This window comes from Ruegeria sp. AP12, from assembly GCF_056540025.1.
Map to the genome: position 1 here is coordinate 1 of NZ_JBQFVZ010000032.1, position 2,123 is coordinate 2,123.

The 2,123-nt window shown below is 58.7% G+C and carries 2 protein-coding genes; both read left to right on the top strand.

What is annotated here, in order from left to right:
* The first annotated feature begins 24 nt into the window (after nt 1-24).
* Nucleotides 25-714: a phosphate regulon transcriptional regulator PhoB gene (phoB, locus tag ACR0E6_RS20885; RefSeq protein WP_480586890.1), complete on the top strand. Its 690-nt coding sequence runs from the start codon at nt 25-27 to the stop codon at nt 712-714.
* Nucleotides 715-839: 125 nt separating this feature from the next.
* Nucleotides 840-2,069: an acyl-CoA dehydrogenase gene (locus tag ACR0E6_RS20890; RefSeq protein ID WP_170466946.1), complete on the top strand. Its 1,230-nt coding sequence runs from the start codon at nt 840-842 to the stop codon at nt 2,067-2,069.
* Nucleotides 2,070-2,123: the final 54 nt, after the last annotated feature.

Below are 2,123 nucleotides of genomic sequence, written 5' to 3' on the forward strand. Positions count from 1 at the left end.
CAAACCGTCTAGGAGACGCCTCTCATGTCTGCAGATCAACCAACGGTTCTGGTGGTCGAAGATGAGCTCGCCCAGCGTGAAGGGCTGGCCTACAACCTTGAGGCCGAAGGCTTTCGCGTCTCGAAGGCGGCCAGCGGTGACGAGGCGCTGTTGCTGGTGGACGAAGACAGCCCGGATATCATCGTTCTGGACTGGATGATGCCCAATCTCAGCGGAATCGAGGTCTGCCGACGCCTGAAAACGCGGCCCGACACCCGTTCTATTCCGATCATCATGCTCTCGGCGCGGTCGGAAGAGGTCGACAAGGTGCGCGGGCTTGAGACTGGCGCAGATGACTATGTGGTCAAGCCTTACTCAGTCGTGGAACTCATGGCTCGGGTGCGGACCCAGTTGCGCCGTGTACGCCCAGCGACGGTGGGTATTCGCCTGGAATTCGACGATATCATACTGGATTCCGAGACCCACAAGGTCAGCCGTGGCAGCCATTCGCTGAAACTAGGTCCGACCGAATTCCGCCTTCTCAGCACCTTCATGGAAAAACCAGGCCGGGTCTGGACCCGTGAGCAATTGTTGGACCGGGTCTGGGGCCGCGACATCTATGTCGACACCCGTACGGTCGACGTGCATATCGGCCGTTTGCGCAAAGCGCTGACCCAGCATGGCGGCAATGATCCTGTGCGGACTGTGCGCGGGGCAGGGTACGCCTTAGGATAAAAAGGGAAGAGGGTGTCGGCCCCCTACCTATGACATTTACTCATAATCGGGTGTCAAACTCTTGCTGTTTTTCCTCGAAGTGCCACGTTAATGTGCAGCAACTTCAGACAGACCGGAGACACCCGATGAACGCCCCTGCCACCAAACCGACTTTGCGCGCAAAAGATGCGCCGGATCTGGGTAAGTTTGCCTGGGACGATCCGTTCCGCCTGTCCGACCAGTTGTCAGAAGACGAGCGCATGATCGCCGACAGCGCGCGCGCATACGCGCAGGAAAAGCTGCAGCCGCGCGTCACCGCCGCATTCCAGAACGAAGAAACCGACCCCGAGATTTTTCGCGAAATGGGCGAGATGGGCCTTCTGGGCACCACGATCCCGGAGGAATATGGCGGCCTTGGCAGCGGCTACGTGTCCTACGGCCTGGTCGCGCGTGAGGTTGAGCGCGTGGACTCGGGCTATCGCTCGATGATGTCAGTGCAAAGCTCGCTGGTGATGTACCCAATTTATGCTTACGGGTCGGAGGAACAGCGCCGCAAATACCTGCCGAAACTGGCTTCGGGCGAATGGATCGGCTGTTTCGGCCTGACCGAAGCGGATGCCGGGTCTGACCCCGCGGGCATGAAAACACGGGCCGAAAAGATCGACGGCGGATACCGCTTGACCGGCACCAAGATGTGGATCTCGAACGCGCCAATTGCGGATGTCTTCGTGGTCTGGGCCAAGTCAGACGCGCATGACGGTAAGATCCGAGGCTTCGTTCTGGACAAAGGTCAGCCCGGCCTTTCTGCGCCGAAGATCGAAAACAAGCTCAGCCTGCGGGCCTCGATCACCGGAGAGATCGTGCTGGATGGCGTTGAGGTGGGCGAGGGCGCTTTGCTGCCTCATGTGCAAGGTCTGAAAGGCCCGTTCGGCTGTCTGAACCGCGCGCGGTATGGGATCAGCTGGGGCGTGATGGGTGCAGCCGAACACTGCTGGCACGCCGCTCTGCAATATGGTCTGGACCGTAAGCAGTTCAACAAACCGCTCGCGCAAACGCAGCTGTACCAACGCAAACTGGCAGACATGCAGACCGAAATCGCTTTGGCTCTGCAAGCAAGCCTGCGTGTCGGTCGCCTGATGGATCAGGCCGAAGCGGCGCCCGAGATGGTTTCCATCGTCAAACGCAACAACTGCGGCAAAGCGCTGGACATCGCGCGCATGGCCCGTGACATGCACGGCGGCAATGGTATCTCGCTGGAATTCCAGGTTATCCGCCACATGGTCAATCTGGAGACTGTGAACACCTATGAGGGTACTCATGACGTTCACGCTCTTATCCTTGGACGTGCGCAAACTGGGTTGCAGGCTTTTTTCTAGGTCTTAAAGGCGGTTAGGTGTAGGGTTTGATCTAGGGCGATACTATTCTGTAAT